This is a genomic window from Bradyrhizobium sp. JYMT SZCCT0180 (assembly GCF_018130165.1).
Classification (GTDB): Bacteria; Pseudomonadota; Alphaproteobacteria; order Rhizobiales; family Xanthobacteraceae; genus Bradyrhizobium.
In genome coordinates, this window is record NZ_JAFCLZ010000036.1 from 1 (window position 1) to 22,134 (window position 22,134).

Consider the following 22,134-nt stretch of genomic DNA (forward strand, 5'->3'; position numbering starts at 1 on the left):
ACCATCACGCTGCCGAGGATGAGCTTGACGTTGAGCCCGGAATATTCCGCCGCCTCGCGGTTGCCGCCGACCATGTAAACGTAGCGGCCGAAGCGGGTGTAGGTCAGCACCAGATGGCCGGCGAGCAGCATCAGCGCGGCCACGATCACGATGCATGGGACGCCGCCGATCGATCCCGATCCGAGCGTCGTGATCACGTCGGGCACCTTGTAGGCGATCTGGCCGCGCACCAGCAGCGCGGAAATGCCCGCGGCGATCTGCATCATGGCCAGGGTCATGATGAAGGAGGGTATGCCGATCACGGTGAGCCCGAACGCATTGACGACGCCGAGCAGGGCGCATAGCGCGAGCGCCAGCATGACCGCCGCCCAGCCGGGCATCGGGACATTGGCGATGTTCACATAGGATTCCTGCAGCGTGAAATAGGCGACCGCGATGCCGGTCACGTTGGCGATGCTGGCGATCGACAGGTCGATCTCGGCGCACAGGATCACGAAGGTGAGGCCGACGGCGATGATGCCGGTCACCGACACCTGGGTCAGGATGTTGCCGAAATTGTCGAGCGTCGCAAACGACGGGCTGGCGGCGGCAAAAAACCCGGTCAGGCAGATCAGCGTCAGGAACGGCGCGATGTTGCGCATCTGCGAACGCAGGAACCTGCCGATGCTCCGCGGCCGCTTGCGATCCGCCGGGACTGTCGCGCTTTCACTGCTCGCCATTCAAAGTTCTCCTCAAGCCGCTTGCAGCAGACGGTCCTTGCTGACCATCTCGTGAGTGAATTCGCGCACGACTACGCCGCGCTTGAGGACGATGATGCGGTCGGCCAGCGACAGCACCGTCTCCGGTTCGGTCGAAAGCACGATCACGGCCAGTCCCTTGGCGCGCAGATCCTTGATGATGTTGATGACGTCGTTCTTGGCGCCGACGTCCATGCCGCGTGTCGGTTCGCACAGCACCAAAAGGCGCGGCGGATAGCTCAGCCATTTCGCCAGCGCCACCTTCTGCTGGTTGCCGCCGGACAGCATGCCGAGTTCGAGTTCGACGGCGGCGGGCCTGATCTGCAACTGCTCGACCTGGCGGGTGGCGATCGACCGCTCGCGCGCAGGCTTGAGAAGCAGCGCCGAAATCCGGCCCAGCACGCTGATCGAGATGTTCTTGTAGACCGGCTCCTGGTGGAACAGCATGGCGCGGCGGCTCTCGGGGACGAAGGCGACGCCGGCGCGCCGCGCCGCCGCGGTGCTGGCGAAGGTCTTGGGCTCGCCGCCCACGATCAGCGTGCCGCGGTCGGGCTTGATCTTGCCAAACAGAATCCGCGCCAGCTCGAGCTGCCCGCAGCCCATGAAGCCGTAGATGCCCAAAACTTCGCCGCCGCGGGCCTCGAACGAGACGTCCTGCAGGCTGCGGGCGAGCGTGAGCTCGTCTGCTTTCAGCACCGCCGGACGATCGGTTGGCGGCGGCAGCATGATGTCGTCGGTGTAGGTCTCGCCGAGCGCCTCGCTGCCCTTGCCGATCATGGCCTCGATCAGCGCGGCCTTGCTGGTCGCGGCGGATTCCGTCTCGGCGACTTTCCGCCCGTTGCGGAAGACGGTCACCGTATCGGAGACGCGCAAGATGTCCTCGATGAAATGCGAGATGAAGACGATGGCGCAACCCTCGTCGCGCAGCCGCCGCAGCGTCGCGAACAGGCGCTCGACCTCGGGCGGCGAGAGGGCGGAGGTCGGTTCGTCGAGAATGACGATGCGGGCGCCCGAGAACAGGACGCGGGCGATCTCGATCAGCTGCTGCATGCCGATCGGCAGATCGCCCAGCCGCGACATTGGATCGACGTCGATGCCGAATTTGGCGAGCTGCTCGCCGGCCTCGCGCGCCATGCGCCGCCACTGCACGAGGCCGAAGCGGTTGGTCGGCTGGGTGCCGAGAAAGACGTTTTCGGCCACCGACAGGTCAGGGGCGACGCTCAGCTCCTGATGGACCATGGCGATGCCGGCCGCGTGCGCATCGCGGGTCGAACGGAAACGGGTGTCCTTCCCGTCCAGTGCAAAACGGCCGGAGAATTCCGCATGCACGCCGGCGATGATCTTCATCAGCGTGCTTTTTCCCGCGCCGTTTTCGCCGACGAGACCATGGATCTCGCCGGCGAACAGCGCAAAGTCGACACCGCGAAGCGCCTCGACGCCGCCGAAGGCCTTGGTGATGCCTCGCAGTTCGAGGATGGGTGAGCGTTGCGGAATCATCAGACTTCAGATCAGGAAATGATTCTCCATCCACTGCATGCCCGCCGCGTTGGCCTTGGTCACGACCGGGCCGTCCGTTATCACGTGCTTCGGAATGCCCTGGCCGCTCTTCTCGCCCCCGGTCACCGCGGCGACACCGGCGACGATGGCGCCGCCATGGATGCGGCACGAGGGATTGCGGACGGTCGCGAACATCCGGCCTTCGCTGACGGCCTGGATCGCCGGCGGCATGGCGTCGACGCCGCCGATCAGGATGTTGGTGCGGTTGCGCGCCTTCATGATGTTGTAGGCGGCGAGCGCCATGTCGTCATTGTGGAAGAAGGCGGCGTCGATCTGCGGGTATTTTGTCAGATAGGTCTCCCACAGACGCGCGGCCTTCGTGACGTCCCAATCGGCGGGCTGGGTATCGAGCACCTCGATGTTCGGGAATTGCTTGACGACCGTGTTGAATCCCTTGGCGCGGCCTTGCGCGCCGGTGTGGCCGAGCGCGCCCTGGGTCATGATGATCTTGCCCTTGCCGCCCATGGCATTGCAGAGCGCCTGCGTCACCGAGGCGCCCATGAATTCATTGTCGGGGGCGAGGAAGGAGTGGACGTTGATCTGGTCGAGCGGCGCGATCAGCGTGTCCATGTCGATGACCGGGGTGCCGGCGCTGATCATCTTCTGCACCGGCTGGGTCAGGGTGCCGATCCCGAACGCCTGGATGGCGACGAAATCCCATTTCTGCGACGCCATGTTGTCGATCGCGGCGCGCTGCTTGACGGCGTCGAGCTGTCCGTCGAACCAGGTGACCTCGACGTTGAACAGCTTGCCCCACCATTCCGCGGCCTGCTTGCCCTGTGCGCACCAGGTGGCCTGCAGGCCGGCGTTGGAGAACGCGGCCTTCAGCGGTTTCTCGGAACGTGCGGCCTGCGCGAGCGCCGGGCTCACGCCCAAGCCGCCGAACATCGCGGCCGCTGCGCCGGCGAACGCCGCCGACTGAAGAAGATCACGCCTGGTCGTAGAGGATTTATCCGTCCCTGACATTGCTTGCTCCCTCGCTTTCACTTTTTATGACCGAGGGCGTTGCACGCACCGCGGATGCCGGCAGTGTCTCACACTCGCCGCGCACGCGCCACCCGTTCGCTGATCACGTCATCGCTGAGGGTGCAGACTCGATCGAGCAGGTCGAGCGGAAGCCGGCCTAGCTTGTGCGCTGCAAGACCAGCTGCTCGATCTCGTCGAGCAATTTCCGCCATGCAGCATCGATCTCAGGCGACCAGTCCTGATCGAGGATTTCGCGCAGGGTCCCGGCGATCACACCGAAGAATGCAATGAACAGGTCGCGTGGCGTGCCGTAGGCGTCGTGCGAGGAAATCTCGCACTCGATCATGCGGAAGTGGCCGGAGCGGGGACCTGCGAAATCCAGGATCGCATCGATCGTCAGCGCCAGCATCGAGCCCTTGACCAGCTCGCTGCCCTCGGTCCGGAACATCGTGCGCGTTTCGGGATGTTCGCTGTGCAGGCGCGCATACACCAATGGTGTCAGGTCCGCGCAGCGCTCGGCGGCGATCTCAAAGCTTCGTTCTATTGGATTGGAGGACGCGTTCATCGGGCGTACGCGATCTGGAGGTTCTTCGAACGATTCAGGAAGATGATCGCAGAAAATACGACCACAAAAAAAAGAGCAGGGCACGGAGCCCTGCTCAAAAATTGTGTCGACCCTTTTACCTCGAAAATTTGGGTTTGATCTTGATTGACGAGGCGACGCTGCTTGTGCGCGTCAGGGCTCCTCCCGAGACTTGGACCACCAGACTTCAACCTTTCGGCCAGCCTGAGCCAGCACATGTAGACTATCTTTTTCCGCTTGTCACCATTTTCAGCAACGATTGTTCAAAATTCTAGCAATCTGCGAAATGATTGGAATTCCACCACTATTCCTTGTGGCGGAGGGTCAGTACCCGCACCGGGTCGCGGGCGCGGAGGGCCGAAATTGCCGCTCAATCGGCTGGAACGCATCTGAAAAGCCGGGTTATTTGCGCAACAAAGGCGGATAAACCGGAAACCCGATCTCGACTTCGGACTCTCTCGGTGATTAGTTCCTGATCCGGATGGGTTTGCGATGCGCGCGCGGCTGAAAAATTTCCTACCAATAGTCCTGATCGCCCTGATGGTGCAGATTTTCGCACCGATCGGCGCGTGCTGGGCGGCCAGCATCGCGGCCTCCGATCCGATCGCCGCGGCCGTGATCTGTCACGGCAATGCAGATGCCTCCACCGGCCAGAGCGACCAGACCGGACACCGCGCGCACGACGGCTGCTGCTCGGTCTGCAGCGTGCTCCACACCGGTGCGCCGGTCGATGTGCCGCAAACCGCCGATGCCGTCATCTTCGAACGCCAGCACGCGCGCGTGGTCTGGGTCGAATTCACAACGGACCGCTTCAGTTCCCGCGCCGGCTCGCACGCGCAAGCGCGCGCGCCACCCTCTCTTTCCTGACCTTTCGAACATCCGAACGATCGGTGCGGCCTCGGCTGCGCTGATCGGTGCAGTTCATTAACCGGCCGCTAGAGCCGGTGTCAGGAATACCACATGTTTCGCTATCACTTGCCCACGGGCGCGCTTGCTTGCGCCGCCGTCTTTGCATCCGTTCCGGCGGGTGCTCAAACCAATACGCAAAGTTCGCTTCCGCCGGTCACCGTGGATGCCCCAACGCCGCAGCGGACAACTTCGGTCCGTGCCCCGCAGCGCAGTGCGGCGCGCACGGCGCGGCCGTCTCGTGTTCGCAATCCGGCCCCGGTTGCGCCGCCGGTTGCCAGCGAACCGGCGAGGGGACCGGCGCTGACGGTTCTCACCGTGCAACAGGCGATCCGCGAGATTCAACAGACACCGGGCGGCGTCGCGCTCGTTCCGGCCGAGGCGTACAGGAATTCGACCGTCGCCAATACGATCAAGGATGTTCTCGATTACGTCCCCGGCGTCTTCGCGCAGCCCAAATGGGGCGACGATTCCAGGCTCTCGATCCGCGGTTCCGGTCTGTCGCGCAACTTCCATCTGCGCGGCGTCCAGCTCTACATGGACGGGATCCCGATTAATACGGCTGACGGCTACGGCGATTTCCAGGAAATCGATCCGACCGCTTACAAATATGTTGAAGTGTTCAAAGGCGGCAACGCCTTGCGGTTTGGCGCGAATTCCCTGGGCGGGGCCATCAATTTCGTCACGCCCAGCGGTCGCGACCCGTTCGTGAACGGCGTAAGTGTCGATGGCGGTGCTTTCGGGTTTCGCCGGCTGCAGGCAAACGCGGGCGGCGCCAACGGGCCCTGGGACGGTTTCGTGACCGCATCGACCCAGGCGGCGGACGGGTTTCGCGATCACAGCAACGGCAGTGCGACGCGCGTCAGCGGCAATGTGGGCTACCAGTTCTCGCCCGATTTCGAGACGCGCTTCTACGTGAACGCCAATCAGGTCCGGCAGCGCATTCCCGGCACGGTTACCAAGCAGTCGGCGCTCACGTCGCCCGAGACGGCGGCGCCGAACAACGTCCTGCTGGATCAGCAGCGCAATATCGATACGGTGCGGCTGGCGAACAAGACGACGATCCGGTTCGAGGACACCGTCGTTGATTTCGGCGTGTTCGGCGTCGACCGCCATTTGATGCATCCGATCTTCCAGTGGCTGGACTATCGCTACAAGGATTACGGCGGCTTTGCCCGCGTCACCGATGACCGCAACATCGGCGGCTTCCGAAATGTTCTCGTGGCCGGCGTCAATGTCATCAACGGCAGCATCGACAACCAGCAATTTGCCAATATCGCCGGACAGAAGGGAGCGCTGCTGTCCTCATCGGTCGACAAATCGCAAAACACCTCGGTCTATGTCCAGGACTCGTTTTACTTCCTGCCGAACGTGGCGGCCGTCGCCGGTACGCAGTTCCTGTACGCCACGCGCGACCGTCGCGACCGTTTCTTGAGCGATGGAAATCAATCGGGACGAACAGAATTCAACCTGTGGAGCCCCAAGGCCGGCCTGCTGTGGGACATCGATCCGACCTGGCAGGCCTATGCCAACATCTCGCGCAGCGCCGAAGTGCCGAGCTTCGGCGAAAGCGCGAATGTACCGGGCGTCGCGGTCATCCCGTTCACCAGCATCCGGCCGCAACGGGCGACCACCTATGAAATCGGCACCCGCGGCCGGCGTCCCGATTTGACCTGGGAACTGACCGGCTATCGCGCCGACATCAAGGACGAACTGCTGTGCCTCTACAGCGCGTTCGGCAATTGCAACGTGACCAACGCCAATCGGACCTATCATCAGGGAATTGAAGCCGGCCTGGGCGCAGCTATCGTCAAGGGGCTGTTCGTCCCGGGCAGCGCGCCGGACAAGGTCTGGGTGAACCTTGCCTACACCTTCAATGATTTCCGCTTCGACAACGATCCCGTCTTCGGAAACAACCAGTTGCCCGGCGCGCCGCGTCATTACCTGCGGGCCGAACTGCTCTACAAGCATCCGACGGGAATCTATGTCGGCCCCAACGTCGAATGGGTACCGCAATCCTACTATGTGGACAGCGCCAATACCCTGAAGACGTCGGCCTATGCGATCGTCGGGTTGAAGGCGGGCGTCGACAATGGCGGTACCTATTCGATGTATATCGAGGCTCGAAACATCGCCAACAAGGCCTACATCAGTTCCGCCAGCATCATCGACAGGGCCAATCCGAACCTGCCGCTATTCGAGCCCGGTACTGGCCGTGCCGTGTACGCGGGCGTAAAAGCGCGGTGGTGATTGATTGCGACTCCCGGCGCGGCACGTTGCGCCGGGAGGATTCGAGACGCCGTTTGCGGGCGCGAACCGCAAAAAGAAAACCAAGGAAAATCCGATGAACTCTCTCTCCCGTACCGTTGCCTGCGTCGCTTTCGTGGCCGCGCTATTCACCGCTCCCTTGCACGCGCAGGAGGTCAAGGCCGGCGATCTCGTGATCACGCAAGCCTGGAGCCGCGCCACACCGGGCGGTGCCAAGATCGCGGGCGGATACCTCACCATCGAGAACAAGGGGCGGGCGCCGGATCGGCTGATCAAGGGCGCAGCCGATATCTCCGGCAAGATCGAGGTCCACGAGATGGCCATGAACAATGGCGTGATGACGATGCGCTCGCTCGACAAGGGGCTCGCCATTGAACCCGGCAAGACCGTAAAACTCGCGCCGGGCGGCTATCATTTGATGCTGATGGATCTCAAGGGCCCGCTCAAGCAGGGCGACAAGGTGCCGGTCACGCTTGAGTTCGAAAAAGCGGGCAAGGTGACGCTGTCGCTCGACGTGCAGGGCGTCGGCGCCCAGGCGCCCGCGCATGATCATTCGGGTCATTCCGGCATGAAGAAGTAATGGCGATGGAAAGCGTTCGCCATTCAGAGCCAGGCTGTTCGCGCCTGATGCGGCGGGCGTCCGATTCAATCCAGCATGAACATTTGAGGCCAAAAATGTCGAAGGTAGAGCGTTTTCGAGCGAAGTGGATACCGGTTCGAGTCAAGAAAACGCGTCAAATCAAGAATCTAGAGCCCCGTTCCGATTCAAACGGAACGGAAAAGGCTCTAGGTCTACTCGTCGCTGTCGCTGCACTTTGCGCGGCGTCTTCCGCCAACGCGCACGTCACGCTCGAGAAGCGCGAGGCGGCCGTCGGCAGCTATTACAAGGCGGTGTTTGCCGTGCCGCATGGTTGTGCTGGATCGGCCACCGTCAAAATCCGGGTGCAAATCCCCGAAGGCGTGATCAGCGTCAAGCCGATGCCGAAGGCCGGCTGGACCCTCGAGACGACAAGGGGAAAATACGCGACCGAATACGAATATCACGGCAACAAATTCTCCGAAGGCGTCAAGGAAGTGTCCTGGAGCGGCGGCAAGCTCGCGGACGACAATTACGACGAATTCGTCATGGCAACCTTTCTCACCGGCGGCCTGAAGCCGAACACCACGCTGTATTTTCCGGTGGTGCAGGAATGCGAGAAGGGGGTAAGCCGCTGGATCGATATTCCGAAGGCCGGGGCGGGGTCGCATAGTCATGACAGCAGCTCGCCGGCGCCGGGCCTCAAGCTGATTTCGAAGCCGTAAGTTCGATGCTACGCGCCATCGCAGCCGTCGCGGCACTGCTGGTGGCGCTCTGTCTTGCAACTGATGCGTCTGCGCATGCGTCGCTGATGGCTGCCGAACCTGCCGATGGCAGCGTCGTGGCCGAGGCGCCAAAGACCGTGCAGTTGCAGTTCAACGAAAGCGTCACGCCCGCTGTCGTCAACCTGATCGATGCTGGGGGCAAGACGCGCGCCGTCACCGTTCGTGCGGTCGACCAGTCCGTCGTGATCGTGTTGCCTGACGATCTGCCGCGCGGGACGCAGGTCGTCAGCTATCGCGTGGTTTCCCAGGACGGACATCCCGTTGGGGGATCGGTGGTGTTTTCGATCGGCGTTGTGACGGCCAGCGCAGCCAAGTCGAATGGCGGCCCGGTTACGGTACTGATCTGGCTGGCCCGCATCGGGGTTTATGTCGGCTTGTTCGCAGGCGTCGGCGGCGCATTCTTTGCCGTATGGATCGGGCAGGGCGGAGCGCGCGTGATCACGGGGGCGCTTGCCGTCGGCGTCGCGAGCGCCGTCGCCTCACTTGGTCTGCAGGGTCTCGACTTGCTCGATCGACCGCTCGGCGGGCTGGCGACATCAGCGCCATGGAGCAGCGCGCTCGGAACCAGCCTCGGACCGTCGCTGCTGATTGCGATCGCGTCGATGGTCATCGCCTGGTTCGCGCGGCGCAGCCCGACCGGGATGACCGCCAGAGTATTGACTGTTCTCGCGATGGCGGGCGTCGGGCTGTCGCTGGCAACCAGCGGGCACGCCGCAACGGCGTCACCGAAATCGCTGACGGCGCCCGCAATGTTCGTCCATGGCGTGGCCATCGCCTTTTGGGTCGGCGCACTCGCGCCCCTCGTGGTGCTGGCGCACCAATCGACGGGAGCTGTGGTGCCGGTGCTGCAACGGTTCTCGCGCCTGGCCGTGCCGGTCGTCGGGCTTCTGGTGTTGAGCGGATTGGGTCTGGCGATCATCCAGCTGGAAAGCGTTGGCGCGCTGATCGAGACCCGATACGGCATTATCCTGCTGGTCAAATTGATACTGGTCGCGATCCTGCTCGGGCTCGCCGCGCTGAACCGGTACCGCCTGACACCGGCCGTGGCGGCCGATCCGGAGAAAACGCGGCCATTGATCGGCTCGATCCTGATCGAATGCGTCGTGGCGGTGGGCATCCTCGCCGTGGTCGCGACCTGGCGCTTCACGCCGCCGCCGCGTGTGCTGGCGGCCGCCGCGCAGGCGCCGCTGGCGATCCATATCCACACCGAGAGCGCGATGGCTCAGGTGTCGATTTCGCCGGGCAAGGTGGGTTCGGATGATTTCGTCCTGCAATTGCTGACCGGCGACTTCGGCGCGCTATCGGCCAAGGAGGCAACCCTGACGCTGAGCCTGCCGGAGCGCGGTATCGAACCATTCGAACGTCAAGCGACGCGCGGGCCGGATGGGTCCTGGCACGTGCGCGGCGTGCCGTTGCCGCTCGCCGGCCGTTGGCACATGCGGATCGACGCGCTGGTGACCGATTTCGAGAAGGTCACGCTGGAAGGAGACTTCGACGTGCGGTGACAGGGTGTGCTGCTTCGCCTCGCGCGCAAGCGCAATCTTGTGGCCAGCATGCGACAAAACAACCCGACGGGCAAATCAATTCTGTTTTACGGAAATCATGTCAAGTCCAAAATTTCTGTAAATCAAAAATGTTTCCCTTTCCTTCGACCCCAAATCACCGGCACATTCTCACCCATCCCGTCCTATCAAGAGGGGCGTTGGCCATCGTCACAACGAGGGGCGGGTCGCGGTGGACGCCGATGTTGCGATTGACGGTCGCGGCTGAAGCGTACGGCGAAAGCGTGTGGTCCTGGCACCCGTAACGGCGTCAAGTCCTTAAGGGAGCTAAAGCTTCCGGGGGACGACGGTGGCAATAGAGACCGTCTCACCGGGGAGAGCACGCCATAAGCCGTAAAGCCATTGCGCAGGGAATGTCGGATGCTCTCCGCTGCCCTGTATGCTCGTGTGCAGCTTTCTTTGCACTATTCGCACACGAGACCGCGGGTGCAGCGCGCATCCGGCATTCCCTGCGCCCTCTGAATTTCGGGGGCGGAAGAATACCTGCAAACCTCGGGCGCATCGTGCCGCGAGAATGCGGCCGCATATTCAGTTGTCGTCACCCGCCCGAGTGCGCAATTGCGCACGGGGGGCGGGTGACCCAGTATCCCAGAGACATCAATGATTGAACCGAGAAGCCGCGGCGTACTGGATCACCCGCTTTCGCGGGTGATGACTGCGTCGTGTGGGGCCGCACTATCCCCGTCATTGCGAGCGAAGCGAAGCAATCCATGTCTCGGCAGGGCGGCCCGATGGATTGCTTCGCTGCGCTCGCAATGACGCGGACGGAGCTGGTGGGACCAACCCGGACCTGATCGCGCCGCAATTATGGGCTCAAGATCGGGTGATCAAAACGGCCGGAAATCCGCGCATCTTGCGGCTTTTTAAGGTGTTCCGGCCTTGTATTTTCGTAGCCGATCCGGTTTCACTGCCATTCTTCCTTTCGTCCCCCTGATTCCCTGAGTTGACCCATGCGATTGTCGCGGTTTTTTCTGCCCATCCTGAAAGAGAATCCGAAAGAGGCGGAGATCGTCTCGCACCGCCTGATGCTGCGCGCGGGCATGATGCGGCAGGAAGCGGCGGGCATTTACGCCTGGCTGCCGCTGGGTTTTCGGGTGCTGAAGAAGATCGAGCAGATCGTCCGCGAGGAGCAGGACCGCGCAGGCGCCCTGGAACTGCTGATGCCGACGCTGCAGCTCGCCGATCTCTGGCGCGAGAGCGGCCGCTACGACGCCTATGGCCCGGAAATGCTGCGCATCAGCGACCGCCACAAGCGCGAACTGCTGTACGGGCCCACCAACGAGGAAATGATCACCGAGATCTTCCGCGCCTACGTCAAGTCCTACAAGAGCCTGCCGCTCAATCTCTACCACATCCAGTGGAAGTTCCGCGACGAGCAGCGTCCGCGTTTCGGCGTGATGCGTGGCCGTGAATTCCTGATGAAGGATGCCTATACGTTCGACATCGACGAGGCGGCGGCGCGTCGCTCCTATAACCGGATGTTCGTCGCTTACCTGCGCACCTTCGCGCGGATGGGGTTGAAGGCGATCCCGATGCGCGCGGAGACCGGCCCGATCGGCGGCGATCTCAGCCACGAATTCATCGTGCTGGCCGAGACCGGCGAGTCCGGCGTCTATTGCGACAGCGACGTGCTCAACCTGCCGATCCCGGGCGACGACGTCGATTATGACGGCGATCTGACCCCGATCATCAAGCAATGGACCTCGGTCTATGCCGCGACCGAGGACGTGCACGATGCCGCGCGCTTCGACAGCGAAGTGCCTGCCGAGAACAAGGTGCACACCAGGGGCATCGAGGTCGGCCAGATCTTCTACTTCGGCACCAAATATTCGGACGCCATGAAGGCGATGGTTGCGGGCGCCGACGGCGTCGACGTGCCGATCCATGGCGGCTCCTACGGCGTCGGCGTGTCGCGCCTGGTCGGCGCCATCATCGAGGCCTGCCATGACGATGCCGGCATCAAATGGCCTGAGGCGGTGGCCCCGTTCACCGCCGTGATCCTGAACCTGAAGCAGGGTGATGCGGCCGTCGATGCCGCCTGCGAGGCGCTATATCGCGAGCTCGAGGCCAAGGGCGTCGATGTCCTCTATGACGACACCGATCAGCGCGCAGGGGCGAAGTTCGCCGCCGCCGACCTGATCGGTATCCCCTGGCAGATTCTGGTCGGCCCCAAGGGCCTCGCCGAGGGCAAGCTCGAGATCAAGCGGCGCAGCGACGGCTCGCGCGAGAATCTCAGCCCGGCGGAAGCGGTCGCCAGGATAGTTGGACGATAAGCGGACGATCGCGGGATAAAGATTATCCACGGGGGGCGGGTATTCTTGGCCATTCTCGGCCACATTTGGCCCCGAATCATGGGATTATCGAAAGATGGATGAGACCATGAACGAGACAGTCCGAACCCCGCCGTTTTCGCAGTTCGAATGGCTGTTGTCGGGACGTTATCTGCGGGCGCGTCGTAAGGAAGGCTTCATCTCTGTCATCGCCGGTTTTTCGTTCCTCGGCATCATGCTCGGCGTCGCGACGCTGATCATCGTGATGGCCGTGATGAACGGCTTTCGCAAGGAACTGCTGGACAAGATCCTCGGCCTCAATGGACATCTCTTGATTCAGCCGCTGGAATCGCCGTTGACCGACTGGAAGGATGTCGCCGAGCGGATCAACCAGGTTCAGGGCATCCGGCTGGCCGCGCCTGTCGTGGACGGCCAGGCCCTGGCGTCCTCCTACTTCAACGCCTCGGGCGTGCTGGTGCGGGGCATACGTTCCGCGGACCTGACCAACCTCACCTCGGTCGCCAAGAACATCAAGCAGGGCACGCTGGAAGGTTTTGACGAGGGGCAGGGCGTTGCCATCGGTCGTCGGCTCGCCGATACGCTGTCGTTGCATGCCGGCGACAGCATCACATTGGTTGCGCCGAAGGGGGCCGTGACCCCGATGGGCACCACACCGCGCATCAAGGCCTACAAGGTCGCCGCGGTGTTCGAGATCGGCATGTCGGAATATGATTCGAGCTTCGTGTTCATGCCGCTGCCGGAGTCGCAGGCCTATTTCAACCGCAAGGACGACGTCACCGCGATCGAGGTGTTCACCTCCAACCCGGACAGGATCGACGCTTTCCGCAAACTGGTGACCGAAGCGGCCGGGCGGCCGGTGTTCCTGGTCGACTGGCGGCAGCGCAACTCGACCTTCTTCAACGCGTTGCAGGTCGAACGCAACGTGATGTTCCTGATCCTGACCATGATCGTGTTGGTCGCGGCGCTCAACATCGTCTCCGGCCTGATCATGCTGGTCAAGGACAAGGGCCAGGACATTGCGATCCTGCGTACCATGGGCGCCTCGCAGGGCTCGATCATGCGGATATTCCTGATCACGGGCGCTGCGATCGGCGTGGTCGGCACGCTGACCGGCTTTTTCGTCGGCATGCTGGTTTGCCTGAACATCGAATCGATCCGGCAATTCCTGTCGTGGATGACCAATACCGAGCTGTTCTCGCCGGAACTCTACTTCCTGTCCAAGCTGCCCGCCGAGATCGATTTCGGCGAGACCACCGCGGTGGTGATCATGGCGCTGACGCTGTCGTTCCTGGCCACGCTCTATCCATCCTGGCGCGCGGCGCGCCTCGATCCCGTCGACGCACTCCGGTACGAGTGATGGGTGAGACCATGAACGAGACAGTTCGTACCCCGCCGTTTTCGCAGTTCGAATGGCTGTTGTCGGGACGTTACCTGCGGGCGCGCCGCAAGGAAGGCTTCATCTCCGTCATCGCCGGTTTCTCGTTCCTCGGCATCATGCTCGGCGTTGCGACGCTGATCGTCGTGATGGCCGTGTTGAACGGCTTTCGCAAGGAACTGCTGGACAAGATCCTCGGCCTCAACGGACACCTCTTGATTCAGCCGCTGGAATCGCCGCTGACGGACTGGAAGGATGTCGCCGAGCGGATCAGCATGATTCAGGGCGTCCGGCTGGCCGCGCCGGTGGTTGACGGCCAGGCGCTGGCGTCGTCGGCCTTCAACGCCTCGGGCGTGGTGGTGCGCGGCATGCGCGCCGCTGACCTGAACAACCTCACCTCGGTCGCCAGGAACATCAAGCAGGGCACGCTGGAAGGATTCGACGAGGGGCAGGGCGTTGCCATCGGGCGCCGGCTCGCCGATACGCTGTCGTTGCGTGCCGGCGACAGCATCACCTTGGTTGCCCCGAAGGGGGCCGTGACGGCGATGGGCACCACGCCGCGCATCAAGCCCTACAAGGTCGCCGCGGTGTTCGAGGTCGGCATGTCGGAATATGACTCGGGCTTCGTATTCATGCCGCTGCCGGAATCGCAGGTCTATTTCAACCGCAAGGATGACGTCTCCGCGATCGAGGTTTTCACCTCCGATCCGGACAAGATCGACGTTTTCCGCAGGCTGGTGACGGAGGCGGCCGGGCGGCCGGTGTTCCTGGTCGACTGGCGGCAGCGCAACTCGACCTTCTTCAATGCGCTGCTGGTCCAACGCAACGTGACGTTCCTGATCCTGACCATGATCGTGCTGGTCGCGGCGCTCAACATCGTCTCCGGCCTGATCATGCTGGTCAAGGACAAGGGCCAGGACATTGCGATCCTGCGCACCATGGGTGCCTCGCGGGGCTCGATCATGCGGATATTCCTGATCACGGGGGCCGCGATCGGCGTGTTCGGCACGCTGACCGGCTTTTTCGTCGGCATGCTGATTTGTCTCAACATCGAATCGATCCAGATATTCCTGTCGTGGCTCACCAACACCGACATATTTCCGCGAGAGATCTATTTCCTCTCGAAGCTTCCGGCCGAAATCGCCTTCCGCGAGACCTCTGCCGTCGTGATCATGGCGCTGACGCTGTCGTTCCTGGCCACGCTCTATCCGTCCTGGCGCGCGGCGCGCCTCGATCCCGTGGACGCGCTCCGGTATGAGTGAGGGCAAAATGGCCGAGGGCGCGGAAGATACACCGGTGGTCTATCTCCACGAGATAAAACGCCAGTACACGCAGGGCGAGGCGACGCTGACCATTCTCAACGGCGCCAAGCTCGCGCTGTGGGCCGGGCAGTCGGTGGCGCTGGTGGCGCCGTCGGGCTCGGGCAAGTCGACGCTGCTGCATATCGCGGGCCTGCTCGAAAGCCCCGATGACGGCGAGGTCTATGTCGGGGGAGTGCCGACCTCGCAATTGTCAGACATCGACCGCACCCACATCAGGCGTTCCGACATCGGCTTCGTCTACCAGCAGCACCGGCTGCTGCCGGAATTCACCGCGCTCGAAAACGTCATGCTTCCGCAGATGATCCGTGGTCTCAAGCGCAACGAGACGATCAAGCGGGCAACGGAGATCCTGGCCTATCTCGGTCTTGGCGAACGCATCACCCATCGCCCGGCCGAACTGTCCGGCGGCGAGCAGCAGCGCGTCGCGATCGCGCGCGCGGTCGCCAATGCGCCGCGGGTGCTGCTGGCGGACGAGCCGACCGGCAACCTCGATCCGCACACCGCCGATCACGTCTTCAACGCCCTGATGCAGCTCGTAAAGGCGACGCGGGTCGCGATGCTGATCGCAACCCACAACATGGAATTGGCCGGTCGCATGGACCGGCGGGTGTCGCTGGTGGACGGTCAGGTCGTCGAGCTGGAATGACGACAGCTTCAGAATTGGAATCGCTCCGCGCATTCGAATCGCGTCGAGCTCGGAGCGCATTCGTCGGTTCGATCACGGATCGTTGAACAACTTTAGCCGCGCACGCCCGCCATCTCTTCAACACAATCTCACACGCCGATACCGCTGCGAGGTTCCATTGTGAGTTTTCTGCGGCGAACGTGCACACAATGTTTCGAAAAGTGCCTGTTACACAATATTAACTTACATTTTCACTGAAGACGTTTCGCGTGCGCTGTTGCAGCCAAGTTACAGTAATTCAAACGAACAATGGTATGACGCTGCCACGGCCTTGGGGGCTGTACCAACTGGAACGGGAATTAAAAAAGATGAAGAAGGTTTTGCTTGTAACGGCCAGTCTGATCGCGCTCGGCGCGGCTGCGCCGGCAGTGGCTGCTGATCTCGCTGCGCGTCCTTACACCAAGGCGCCGCCGATGATCGCCGCTGTGTATGACTGGAGTGGTTTCTACATCGGCGTCAACGGTGGCGGCGGCTGGAGCCGCAATGATTGGACCGCGGTTGCTCCCAACGTGCTGGTTGGCCCCGAGGGTTCGCATGACGCATCCGGCGGCACGGTCGGTGGTCAGGTTGGCTATCGCTGGCAGGCCGGCACCTGGGTGTTCGGTTTGGAAGCGCAGGGCAACTGGGCTGACTTCAAGGGCTCGAACACCAGCCTGCTGTTCCCCGGCTTCGTCAACCACTCGAAGATCGACGCGTTCGGCCTGTTCACCGGCCAGGTCGGCTATGCCGTCAACAACGTCCTGCTCTACGTCAAGGGCGGTGCTGCTGTGACCTCGAACCGTAACCACATCAACACCGTTGCTGGCGCGCTTGCTGCGTCCACCGGCGACGACACCCGCTGGGGTGGCACGGTCGGTGCTGGCCTCGAATACGGCTTCGCCCCGAACTGGTCGATTGGCGTCGAGTACAACCACATCTTCCTGCAGGACCGGACCTACACCTTCACCACGCCGGCTGGCGTGTTCTTCGGCACCGATCGCGTCAGCCAGGACGTCGATCTCGTGACCGCTCGCCTGAACTACAAGTTCGGCGGCCCGATCATCGCGAAGTACTGATCTGAGTACTGATTTCGCTACTCGCTAGCGAGACCATTGAAGCCCCGGGCGTCACCCGGGGCTTTTTTGTTGGGCCCACCGGTTCGACATTGCGGAAGTTTTTGTTAACGCGAGAGCGCGAGTCCGTTTATCGCGCCCTTAACTACAGGAACTTCGCGGACTTGAATCGCCTCGCCGCCGGCGCATAGTTGCGCAATGGCAAGCAGCATCTGGACCACAGAAGAATTTACCTGCCCCGGTTGCGGGATGGATTACTCCGCAACGAGGGAGCAGCATCAGCACAAGCATTCGGGCAAATTCGAATGCATGGTCTGCCAGACCGAAGTCCACGCCTGGTCCGGTACCCATGATTATTTCGGCTGGAAGCCGGTCAAGCGAACGCAGCCGGTGTTTGGACGAAAGACGGCGTAGCCCGCGGGCTGGAATTGATGATCTCCCGAAGGCATAGTCGGGACATGAAAATAAGATTCCCGATTATCGTTTCAGCCGTCCTGCTCGCCGCCGCAGCTTTGCTGATTTTCAACGGCCGCCTTCACGCGCGCGGTCCGCATCACCCCACCACGGAATGCGGCTTCTGGGGGCCGATGGAGGCGGGGATGTCGTGCCAGTGACAAGCAACGTTCCCTGAGGGCTGGCAACCGCGCCGGGCCGGGCGCATATTTGGGGCATGGAAAACGTACACAAATGTACCTCCGTGCTGTCGCCGCTGATTGCGGAGGCTAAGACGAGCACCATTCCGCTGGCCGAAAATGCCATCGACGAATTGGTCGCCGTGACGCCCGCACCCCAGCAAAGAGACGCCCTGGAAAGTGTTCGGTCGGTGGTGAAAGCTCACGGAGACGCGGCCGGGCCCGGCTCTCAGTGCGACTTTGCAGATGCCGTGAATGACTACATCGAAAAGCTGATGCGGCGTCTCATCTGACACCGCGACCCCAACCGGTCGCCAAGTCGATCGGTTGATTGTGGCAGGGTTGCTGGCTGGAAAACGCGCGGTTCCGGGCGCATATTCGGGGCATGGCGACGATTGTTCAATGCAATTGCGGCGCCGAGTACAGACGTACTGAAGAGAAGTTCTTGGTACCGCAAACAGGTGACGCGGTCTGCACGGTCTGCGGGGCGGCGCTGGAGTCGTGGTGGAATAGCGGCCACGTTCCCACCTACGAGCTTATTGAACGTCCTCGGACGGAAGGCGGGAACGGCAAGGCACCCGAAACGCCCTAGGGACCCCAACCAGTTCGCCAAGCGATCATGGACTTTGCGACGGGGGCCGGGGCCCAGAATTAACCACAGGGGTCGTTCTTCAAATTGACCCGCCAGGCACGCGCTTGACTCTTAGAACAAAAAAGGAACAATGTTCCTCATATGTTCTTGGATCGGGAGTGCCTGCGATGTTGAGGATGTTTGTGGAAGAAGCCGCTGCTCTGGCGTCGATTACGCTGTTTGTCGGGATGATCGCGGTGTGGGCGCAGCTGATTCCCCAGCTCTGAGGTGGGGGCGGGATCGGGGCCGGCGTACCCCCAAAACGGGCTTCGACAGCCCCTTGGGGAAAAGCCGGATGGCGGGCACAAGCTGAGCGTTCCGCGTGGACTCCGCTAGCCCAACGCATCACCATTGGAGTTGGCGAGTCGGCGCCCGGGAAGGTTTCCCGGAGAGCCTGACGATCGCTCCCAGCCACGATGCAAGAGCCCTCAAAGCGACATGTCCAACGCCGGATTCGTTCATCTCCACGTTCATTCGGCCTATTCGCTGCTGAAGGGTTCGATCAAGATCGCCAAGCTCGGCGAGCTTGCCAAGGCTGACCGCCAGCCGGCGCTGGCGCTGACCGATACCGACAACATGTTCGGGGCGCTGGAATTCTCCGACAAGATGGCGGGCTATGGCATCCAGCCGATCGTTGGGCTGGAACTCGCGGTCGATTTCGGCGACCAGGATCCCAACGCGCGCAATGCGCTTGCCACCGCGCCTGCGCGAATCGTGCTGCTGGCGGCGCGCGAGCGCGGCTATCGCAGCCTGATGCACCTGAACTCGCGGGCGTTCCAGGAGACGCCGGTTCATCAATCTCCGCACATCAAGCTCGAATGGCTTGAAGGCTATTCGGAGGACCTGATCGCGCTGACCGGCGGCCCCGAGGGGCCGATCTCGCTGGCGCTGCTCGGCGATCATTCTGCGCTGGCGGCAACCCGCTGCGACCGGCTGACCAGCCTGTTCGGCGACCGCCTCTATGTCGAATTGCAGCGCCACGGCATCGACAAGGAGCGCCGTGTCGAATCGGGCCTGATCGATCTCGCCTATGCCAAGGGCCTGCCGCTGGTCGCGACCAACGAGCCATATTTCGCAAGCACTGACGACTACGAAGCCCACGACGCGCTGCTGTGCATCGCCGGCGGCCGCCTGATCGCCGAAACCGACCGCGAACAGCTGACGCCGGATCACCGCTTCAAGACCCGCGCCGAAATGGCGGTCCTGTTCGCCGACATTCCGGAGGCCCTGGCTTCCACCGTCGAGATCGCCGAGCGCTGTTCGTTCCGGCCGATGACGCGCAAGCCGATTTTGCCGCGCTTCACGGTTGGCGCGGGATCGGGATCCGATGCGGTCGGCGAAGAGGCTGCCGAACTGAAGCGTCAGGCCGAGGAGGGGCTTGCCAGGCGCCTTTCGGTGCATGGCTTGTCGCAGGGCACCTCGGAGGAGGATTACCGGAAGCGGCTGGCGTTCGAGATCGACGTCATCAACCGCATGAACTATGCGGGCTACTTCCTCATCGTTTCCGACTTCATCAAATGGGCCAAGGACAACGACATTCCGGTCGGGCCGGGCCGCGGCTCGGGCGCGGGATCGCTGGTGGCCTATGCCTTGACCATCACCGACCTCGATCCGCTTCGCTTTGGCCTGCTGTTCGAGCGCTTCCTCAATCCGGAACGCGTCTCGATGCCGGACTTCGACATCGACTTCTGTCAGGATCGCCGCGGCGAGGTCATCGACTACGTGCAGCAGCGCTACGGCCGCGATCAGGTGGCGCAAATCATCACCTTCGGTACGCTGCAGGCGAGGGGCGTGCTGCGCGACGTCGGCCGCGTGCTGCAGATGCCTTACGGGCAGGTCGACAAACTGACCAAACTGGTGCCGCAGAATCCCGCAGCCCCGGTAACGCTGGCCGCGGCGATCGAGAGTGAACCAAAACTGCAGGCGTTCCGCGACGAAGATCCCGTCGTGGCGCGCGCCTTCGATATCGCGCAGCGCCTGGAAGGACTGACCCGGCACGCTTCGACGCACGCCGCCGGCATCGTGATCGGCGATCGCCCCTTGAGCGAACTGGTGCCGCTCTATCGCGACCCCAAATCCGACATGCCGGTGACCCAGTTCAACATGAAATGGGTCGAGCCGGCCGGCCTCGTGAAGTTCGACTTTCTCGGCCTGAAGACGCTGACCGTGCTCGACGTCGCGGTCAAACTGCTCAGGCAGCGCGATATCCACGTTGATCTGGCAACGCTGCCGATCGAAGACGCCGCAAGCTACCAGATGCTGGCGAAGGGCGATGTGGTCGGCGTGTTCCAGGTGGAAAGCCAGGGCATGCGGCGCGCGCTGGTCGATATGCGGCCCGACCGCTTTGAGGACATCATCGCGCTGGTGGCGCTCTATCGCCCCGGCCCGATGGCTAACATCCCGACCTATTGCGCGCGCAAGCATGGCGACGAGGAGCCGGAATATCTGCATCCGATCCTGGAGCCGATCCTGAAGGAGACCTTCGGCGTCATCATCTACCAGGAACAGGTGATGCAGATCGCCCAGGTGATGGCCGGCTATTCGCTCGGCGACGCCGACCTGCTGCGCCGGGCGATGGGCAAGAAGATCCGTGCCGAAATGGAGAAGCAGCGCTCGATCTTCGTGGCCGGTTCGGTCAAGAACGGCGTGCCGAAGGGGCAGGCGGACACGATCTTCGAACTGCTGGCGAAGTTCGCCGACTACGGCTTCAACAAGAGCCACGCGGCGGCCTATGCGTTGGTGTCCTTCCACACCGCTTACATGAAGGCGCATTATCCGGTCGAGTTCATTGCCGCGTCGATGACGCTCGAACTCAACAACACCGACAAGCTCAGCGAGTTTCGCGCTGAGGCGCAGCGGCTCGGCATCAAGGTCGAGGCGCCCAATATCAACCGCTCGGCTGCGACCTTCGAGGTTGGCGAAAACACCATCTATTATGCGCTGGCCGCGCTGAAGGGCGTCGGTCCGCAGGCTGTCGAACTGATCGTGGAAGAACGGCGCAAAGGGCTGTTCACCTCGCTTGCCGATTTCGCCGCGCGCGTTAATCCGCGCGCGATCAACAAGCGCGTCATCGAAAGCCTGGCCGCCGCCGGCGCTTTCGACACGATCGATTCAAACCGCGCGCGGGTATTTGGCGGCGCCGAGGCTATTCTGGCCGCCTGCCAGCGGAGCCATGAGGCGTCGACGGTCGGGCAGAACGACATGTTCGGCGGCGCCGCGGATGCTCCGACCATCATGCTGCCGCAGATCGAACCGTGGTTGCCGGCCGAGCGGCTGCGGCGCGAATACGACGCCATCGGCTTCTTCCTGTCCGGCCATCCGCTCGACGATTACGCTGCGGTGCTGAAGCGGCTACGCGTGCAGTCCTGGGCGGAATTCTCGCGCGCGGTCAAAACCGGCGCGACCGCCGGCAAGGTCGCGGCCACGGTCGTCTCGCGCATGGAGCGGCGGACCAAGACCGGCAACAAGATGGGCATCATGGGGCTGTCCGACCCGACCGGCCATTTCGAAGCGGTGCTGTTCTCCGAAGGCCTCGCGCAATATCGCGACGTGCTGGAGCCGGGCGCAGCCGTGCTGCTGCAACTCGGCGCTGAACTGCAGGGCGAGGACGTGCGGGCGAGGGTGCTGCATGCCGAGCCGCTGGATGACGCGGCGGCCAAAACTCAAAAGGGTCTTCGCATTTTCGTGCGCGACACCAAGCCGCTGGATTCGATCGCGCGGCGGCTGAACATGCCGGAGCCGGTCGTGCCCGGCGCGCTCAAGGGTCTGCCGGCGAAACCGGCGCCCGCACCGTTGGGCGGCGCCGATGGCGACGTCTCGCTGGTGATCATGCTCGACCTCGAAACCGAGGTCGAGATGAAGCTTCCCGGCCGCTTCAAGGTCTCGCCGCAGATCGCCGGCGCGATCAAGGCGGTGTCCGGCGTGGTTGACGTCCAGACGCTGTAGCGGGGTTGGGCGCTATTCCGATTCGACGTCATCGAGACGGACGCCGCGTCCGGCCTGCAGGCTATTGCGGGCGCGCTCGATCCGCTTCAGAAATCGAGGATCGTTCTCGAGCCGATGGTCGGAGAACGGAACCTCCATCATACCGGCCTTGCGAATTGTGCGAACCATGAGTCGGCCTCCAATTTAGCCGCGATCGCCAAAATCTCGATGTCGCTGCGCTGTTTACCGATTACGTGGAGGACATAGCAACAGCTATTGCA

At 62.7% G+C, this 22,134-nt stretch carries 18 protein-coding genes; 13 read left to right on the top strand and 5 right to left on the bottom strand.

The genetic code is table 11. The features are described 5' to 3' along the window. The 4 genes from JQ641_RS35310 to JQ641_RS35325 form a co-directional block, all read right to left on the bottom strand. On the bottom strand, positions 1-719 hold a 719-nt coding region (locus JQ641_RS35310), incomplete at its 3' end, for an ABC transporter permease (protein WP_212001416.1). Between the two features lie 12 nt (positions 720-731). Continuing rightward, positions 732-2,234 (bottom strand): sugar ABC transporter ATP-binding protein, encoded by a 1,503-nt coding sequence (locus tag JQ641_RS35315; protein ID WP_212001417.1) that lies wholly within the window; start codon positions 2,232-2,234, stop codon positions 732-734. A gap of 6 nt (positions 2,235-2,240) precedes the next feature. Beyond that, a complete protein-coding gene (locus tag JQ641_RS35320; protein ID WP_212001420.1) occupies positions 2,241-3,260 on the bottom strand; it encodes a sugar ABC transporter substrate-binding protein in 1,020 nt (339 codons plus the stop codon). Between the two features lie 157 nt (positions 3,261-3,417). Then, entirely contained in the window at positions 3,418-3,825 is a 408-nt protein-coding gene (locus JQ641_RS35325; protein ID WP_212001421.1) for a globin, read from the bottom strand. 510 nt (positions 3,826-4,335) lie between these two features. On the opposite strand from JQ641_RS35325, the gene JQ641_RS35330 reads away from it, so the two are divergent. The 13 genes from JQ641_RS35330 (at position 4,336) to dnaE (ending at position 21,874) form a co-directional block, all read left to right on the top strand. Beyond that, the gene (locus tag JQ641_RS35330; protein WP_212001423.1) at positions 4,336-4,710 is read left to right on the top strand and encodes a DUF2946 domain-containing protein; all 375 of its coding nucleotides are present in this window, start codon (positions 4,336-4,338) and stop codon (positions 4,708-4,710) included. A gap of 93 nt (positions 4,711-4,803) precedes the next feature. Continuing rightward, positions 4,804-6,999, top strand: coding sequence for a TonB-dependent receptor family protein (locus JQ641_RS35335; RefSeq protein ID WP_212001426.1), 2,196 nt, complete (start codon positions 4,804-4,806; stop codon positions 6,997-6,999). A gap of 94 nt (positions 7,000-7,093) precedes the next feature. Beyond that, positions 7,094-7,597, top strand: a complete 504-nt coding sequence (locus tag JQ641_RS35340) for a copper chaperone PCu(A)C (RefSeq protein WP_212001428.1) — start codon at positions 7,094-7,096, stop codon at positions 7,595-7,597. A gap of 95 nt (positions 7,598-7,692) precedes the next feature. Continuing rightward, complete coding sequence (locus JQ641_RS35345; RefSeq protein ID WP_212001430.1) at positions 7,693-8,319, top strand: YcnI family protein; 627 nt, start codon at positions 7,693-7,695, stop codon at positions 8,317-8,319. Between the two features lie 5 nt (positions 8,320-8,324). Beyond that, positions 8,325-9,884, top strand: coding sequence for a copper resistance CopC/CopD family protein (locus JQ641_RS35350; protein WP_212001432.1), 1,560 nt, complete (start codon positions 8,325-8,327; stop codon positions 9,882-9,884). Between the two features lie 1,007 nt (positions 9,885-10,891). Then, positions 10,892-12,214, top strand: coding sequence for a proline--tRNA ligase (gene proS / locus JQ641_RS35355; protein WP_212001434.1), 1,323 nt, complete (start codon positions 10,892-10,894; stop codon positions 12,212-12,214). Between the two features lie 94 nt (positions 12,215-12,308). After that, positions 12,309-13,589, top strand: a complete 1,281-nt coding sequence (locus JQ641_RS35360; protein ID WP_212001436.1) for a lipoprotein-releasing ABC transporter permease subunit — start codon at positions 12,309-12,311, stop codon at positions 13,587-13,589. Continuing rightward, entirely contained in the window at positions 13,589-14,869 is a 1,281-nt protein-coding gene (locus tag JQ641_RS35365) for a lipoprotein-releasing ABC transporter permease subunit (protein ID WP_192733423.1), read from the top strand. Before JQ641_RS35360 ends, JQ641_RS35365 begins: the two co-directional genes overlap by 1 nt. Next, on the top strand, positions 14,862-15,575 hold the full coding sequence (locus JQ641_RS35370) for an ABC transporter ATP-binding protein (RefSeq protein ID WP_502755028.1): 714 nt from the start codon (positions 14,862-14,864) through the stop codon (positions 15,573-15,575). The genes JQ641_RS35365 and JQ641_RS35370 overlap by 8 nt, the downstream gene beginning before the upstream one ends. 347 nt (positions 15,576-15,922) lie before the next feature. After that, positions 15,923-16,669 (top strand): outer membrane protein, encoded by a 747-nt coding sequence (locus JQ641_RS35375; RefSeq protein WP_212001439.1) that lies wholly within the window; start codon positions 15,923-15,925, stop codon positions 16,667-16,669. A 246-nt stretch (positions 16,670-16,915) separates the two neighbouring features. After that, positions 16,916-17,080: a hypothetical protein gene (locus JQ641_RS35380; RefSeq protein ID WP_349628679.1), complete on the top strand. Its 165-nt coding sequence runs from the start codon at positions 16,916-16,918 to the stop codon at positions 17,078-17,080. A gap of 256 nt (positions 17,081-17,336) precedes the next feature. Continuing rightward, on the top strand, positions 17,337-17,591 hold the full coding sequence (locus JQ641_RS35385; protein ID WP_212001441.1) for a hypothetical protein: 255 nt from the start codon (positions 17,337-17,339) through the stop codon (positions 17,589-17,591). A gap of 776 nt (positions 17,592-18,367) precedes the next feature. Further along, positions 18,368-21,874, top strand: a complete 3,507-nt coding sequence (gene dnaE / locus JQ641_RS35390; RefSeq protein ID WP_212001443.1) for a DNA polymerase III subunit alpha — start codon at positions 18,368-18,370, stop codon at positions 21,872-21,874. Positions 21,875-21,886: 12 nt separating this feature from the next. Here dnaE and JQ641_RS35395 read toward each other — a convergent pair whose 3' ends face one another. Further along, positions 21,887-22,042: a hypothetical protein gene (locus tag JQ641_RS35395; RefSeq protein ID WP_212001444.1), complete on the bottom strand. Its 156-nt coding sequence runs from the start codon at positions 22,040-22,042 to the stop codon at positions 21,887-21,889. Between the last annotated feature and the right edge of the window lie 92 nt (positions 22,043-22,134).

Excerpts from the sequence above, each read along its gene's own strand:
- JQ641_RS35350 (WP_212001432.1), top strand. The coding sequence starts at position 8,325 with ATGCTACGCGCCATCGCAGCCGTCGCGGCACTGCTGGTGGCGCTCTGT.
- JQ641_RS35360 (WP_212001436.1), top strand. The coding sequence starts at position 12,309 with ATGGATGAGACCATGAACGAGACAGTCCGAACCCCGCCGTTTTCGCAG.
- JQ641_RS35375 (WP_212001439.1), top strand. The coding sequence starts at position 15,923 with ATGAAGAAGGTTTTGCTTGTAACGGCCAGTCTGATCGCGCTCGGCGCG.
- JQ641_RS35365 (WP_192733423.1), top strand. The coding sequence starts at position 13,589 with ATGGGTGAGACCATGAACGAGACAGTTCGTACCCCGCCGTTTTCGCAG.
- JQ641_RS35340 (WP_212001428.1), top strand. The coding sequence starts at position 7,094 with ATGAACTCTCTCTCCCGTACCGTTGCCTGCGTCGCTTTCGTGGCCGCG.
- JQ641_RS35335 (WP_212001426.1), top strand. The coding sequence starts at position 4,804 with ATGTTTCGCTATCACTTGCCCACGGGCGCGCTTGCTTGCGCCGCCGTC.
- proS (WP_212001434.1), top strand. The coding sequence starts at position 10,892 with ATGCGATTGTCGCGGTTTTTTCTGCCCATCCTGAAAGAGAATCCGAAA.
- JQ641_RS35325 (WP_212001421.1), bottom strand. The coding sequence starts at position 3,825 with ATGAACGCGTCCTCCAATCCAATAGAACGAAGCTTTGAGATCGCCGCC.
- JQ641_RS35345 (WP_212001430.1), top strand. The coding sequence starts at position 7,693 with ATGTCGAAGGTAGAGCGTTTTCGAGCGAAGTGGATACCGGTTCGAGTC.
- JQ641_RS35370 (WP_502755028.1), top strand. The coding sequence starts at position 14,862 with ATGAGTGAGGGCAAAATGGCCGAGGGCGCGGAAGATACACCGGTGGTC.
- JQ641_RS35315 (WP_212001417.1), bottom strand. The coding sequence starts at position 2,234 with ATGATTCCGCAACGCTCACCCATCCTCGAACTGCGAGGCATCACCAAG.
- JQ641_RS35320 (WP_212001420.1), bottom strand. The coding sequence starts at position 3,260 with ATGTCAGGGACGGATAAATCCTCTACGACCAGGCGTGATCTTCTTCAG.
- JQ641_RS35330 (WP_212001423.1), top strand. The coding sequence starts at position 4,336 with ATGCGCGCGCGGCTGAAAAATTTCCTACCAATAGTCCTGATCGCCCTG.
- JQ641_RS35385 (WP_212001441.1), top strand. The coding sequence starts at position 17,337 with ATGGAAAACGTACACAAATGTACCTCCGTGCTGTCGCCGCTGATTGCG.
- JQ641_RS35380 (WP_349628679.1), top strand. The coding sequence starts at position 16,916 with ATGGATTACTCCGCAACGAGGGAGCAGCATCAGCACAAGCATTCGGGC.
- JQ641_RS35395 (WP_212001444.1), bottom strand. The coding sequence starts at position 22,042 with ATGGTTCGCACAATTCGCAAGGCCGGTATGATGGAGGTTCCGTTCTCC.
- dnaE (WP_212001443.1), top strand. The coding sequence starts at position 18,368 with ATGTCCAACGCCGGATTCGTTCATCTCCACGTTCATTCGGCCTATTCG.